Raw genomic sequence first — 3,250 nt, 5'->3', positions numbered from 1 at the left:
ACGATGTCATCGCTGACCTTGCGACGGTCGACAAGGAGCGTGCCTACAACGTACTGCGCCTCAGGGCTGCCCAGGTCGGCGGCCTTGCGGTAGTAGCGCAGGGCGAGGACGGGGTCGCGGGCGACGGCGGAGCCGGTTTCGAGCATGCGGGCCATGTCGTAGTAGCCGCCGGGGATGCCGCGGGCGATGAGTGCTTCGGTGAGGGCGAGGCGCTCGCCCAGGGGGTTGGCGCTGCGCGCCTGGCCGCGCTCGATCATGCGGCGTAGCTCGAGGTTGGCGAGGTCGTGGTCCCAGGCGGCGGCGATGCGCAGCAGGCGTTCGATGGGCGGGTAGTGGGCAGGGTTGTCGAGGCGCAGGTTCTCGCGGCGCAGCCAGCGTGCGTGGCGGTAGAGCTGGTCGGCGCGCGGCTCGCGCGCGGGGATGGCGTCGGCCTCGCGGACGCAGGTGAAGGCGAGGTCGGCGCGGATGTCGGCAAGGTCCTGCATGGCGGGCGGTTCCGGGTGGCGGGGCGGTGGAGGCGGCTCCTGGCAGGCGGCCAGCAGTGTGGCGGCGAGCAGCAGCGTGGCAAGGCGTGGCAAGGCGTTGTCAGTCACTGGCCTTGCGCTCTTCGCTGGTGCGCAGGAAGGGGGCGAGCTGGGCGATGGGAGGGAAGCGATTGGACCTCCGCTTTGTGTTTTCTTCCATGATGTCTGCCCATGCCTTGAAGGCTTCCTTCGTATCGATGTGAGCCCCCCTTGCGTTGGTATGTGAGGCCCACAACTGCAAGCGGGCGGGGCGGGTGACTTCCGGGCGATCGTGGGCGATGTTGATCTCGGTGTCGACTTCCATGCTGCGGGTGTTGATGTTGGAACTGCCGAGCGTCATGTAGGCGTCGTCGACGATCATCAGCTTGGCGTGGATATAGACCTCTACCCAGTCTTCCCCGGCGGCGGTGTCGGGGGCGACGAGGGTGCACAGGTGGCATTTCAGGCCGGGGATGTCCTCAGGGGGGATGGTCTGCCCGAGTTCCTCGTCGTAGGCCTGCTGCAGGGCGCGCTCGCGGCCACGGGCCTGGTCGAGGCGCTGATCGATCTCGGTGGTGTCCGCGCCGCGCTTGCGCAGTGTGTCGCGCTCCTGTTCCAGGGCGGTGGTTTGGGCGCGCGTGGCCTTGAGTTCGTCGTCCTGGCGGGCCAGGCTGCCTTGGCCCTGCAGGCGGGCTTCTTCTTCGTCAAGGGCGCGCTGGCGGGCGCGGATGTCTTCGAGTTCGCGGTTCAGCGGAGCGTAGCGCTCGGCGCGCTGGCGTGCGACGGCGGGGTTGGTGACCGGCACCATGCTGTGTTGCTGGTCGAGGGCCTTGATCTGACGCTGGACCTGCGTCTCGCGGGCAGCCAGCGCCTTGCGCTGGGCAGCGATGGCGTCGAGCCGTTCCTGGCGTGCCACGCCAGGCAGGGCGTCCGCGCGACCGAGGGACTGCAGCATGCGGTAGGTGTTGACGGTGCCGGCGCCAATTCCGGCATCGCTGGAATTGGTGAGTACGAAGAGGTGGATGGCGCCATGGGCTGCGGGGTCGCGCCCGCGTGCCAGTTGTGCGGCGACGCTCGCCTTGATCTTTTCGGCCAGCGGCGGCCAGCGGAAGTACTGGTTCTCGATGTGGATGAACTGACTGACGTTGTTGACGGCCTGCAGGTAGGACTTCATGACGTCCTTGACGCCGTACTGCGGCTGGGTGCGCAGGATCTGCCCGACGATGGGGACATCCACATCGCTGGTGCGCAGGGGGTAGGCGCTGAAGTCCGGGCGCGGTAACCGGCGCAGGCTGCTGCCGAATGCGATCTCGCGCTCCCAGGCGTGGGCGAAGTTCAGATAGAGGTCGCCAAGCACCGGACCGCTGAGCCGGCAGGAGAAGTCGTGAAGCGGATAGGCGCCATTGGCTCGCCGGTTGGGTGCGGGGTCGGGCTGACCGTAGAGGCGAAAGTGGCGTTGGGCGCTGTGGGCGTTGGTATCCCAGTAGTGGTCGAGGAAGTTGTGGCCCATCAGGAAACCCAGTGCGCGCCCGGGGTCTTCGTGATCGATGAGCACGGTCTTCTGGTGGTGGCTGGGTGCTGCAGCCAGTGTGGCGCGGGTTTCAAAGGGAAGCTCGGCATCCTCGAAACTGCTGGTGGCGGTGCCGGCACGGTCGCCGAGACTGAAGCCACGGCTACGGAACTCGATGTTGCGCCAGGCTTCCCGTGAGCCGAGGGCGCCGTGGTTGGCTGCGCGCGAGAGCAGGTTCTGGTCGCGGTCGAAGAGCGCGAACCATCGTTTGTCGTAGTCGTACTGGGCGTCGGTACTGGTGGGGGGGCGGTCGCCGAGGCGGAGCTGCCAGCGTCCGGGGGTGTTGGATTCGTCCAGTACCTTGCCAAGAACGTTGGCGGGCTGCACGGCAAAGCACAGGATGCGCACGCGCACCCCTTTGTCGGCCTTGCTCAGGAGGAGGTCGCCGATGCAGGGCGCCTGAGCATCGCGCAGCAGATGCATGGAGGGCTGGAAGGCCCAGCAGATGATGTCCACCGAGCGAGTGGCCGCGGCGATGGCTCGGTGGACCGCGCCAAAGGCCTCTTCGCCATTGACCAGGAGCTTGAAAGAGGCGGGTTGGGGACTGTACTCCGATTCGTCGACGAACCACGGTGGCGTGATGGTGGCGCTGCGTCCGTGTGCCAAGGCGATGGGGATGCGGTGGTGGGCTCTCATGACTTGAGACGGCCTGCGGCCTTGAGGGCAGCGGCGTAGCGTTGGCGGGCCTTCTCGGGCACGGCGGTGGAGCCGGTTTCGGCGGCAACGCCGGGTTGGTGCTGGAGAATGCCCGTGTTGGCGAGAGGGTCTTCGCCGCGATCGGCAAAGGCGTTGTCGATGGGTAGCGCATAGCGCACGCCGTTGGCCAACTCGACAAGGTACTCGCGGGTGGCCGCACTGTGATCAAGCAGCAAACTGCCGCTGCCGTCGAGCACACCTTCGGTGATGCGCGCACCATCGGCGTATACGGTGTAGGGCATGCCCTGCCAGGCGGAATGCAGCCCCTGTGCAGCGTGGTCGAACTCGATGCGTACCGGGGTGGTGAAGCTGCCTCGGGGGAAATCGGGATGGTCGCGGTTCATCCGCGTGGGCCCGCTGAAGCTCTTCTTTGCGGCATGGATGGTGAGGGTGCCTGGGCAGCGCACGGTGATGCTGCCGTCGAGGGTGATGCTGGCGCCGCCATCGACGGCGATGACGATGCGTTTGGCGGCGGCGAAGT

Annotated in this window: 3 protein-coding genes; all 3 read right to left on the bottom strand. The window is 67.2% G+C overall.

What is annotated here, in order from left to right; all coding sequences use genetic code 11:
- Positions 1 to 593, bottom strand: a 593-nt coding sequence (locus C8261_RS16995; RefSeq protein ID WP_146161708.1) for a tetratricopeptide repeat protein, incomplete at its 3' end; no start/stop codon positions are given.
- A complete protein-coding gene (locus tag C8261_RS16990) occupies positions 586 to 2,709 on the bottom strand; it encodes a phospholipase D-like domain-containing protein (RefSeq protein WP_219905236.1) in 2,124 nt (707 codons plus the stop codon). The genes C8261_RS16990 and C8261_RS16995, both read right to left, overlap by 8 nt.
- On the bottom strand, positions 2,706 to 3,250 hold a 545-nt coding region (locus C8261_RS17680; RefSeq protein ID WP_107494913.1), incomplete at its 5' end, for a DUF2345 domain-containing protein. The genes C8261_RS16990 and C8261_RS17680, both read right to left, overlap by 4 nt.

The organism is Pseudothauera lacus, from assembly GCF_003034845.1.
Classification (GTDB): Bacteria; Pseudomonadota; Gammaproteobacteria; order Burkholderiales; family Rhodocyclaceae; genus Pseudothauera; species Pseudothauera lacus.
The sequence above is the reverse complement of the archived record's forward strand: the minus strand, read 5'-3'. Positions and strand labels throughout refer to the sequence as shown.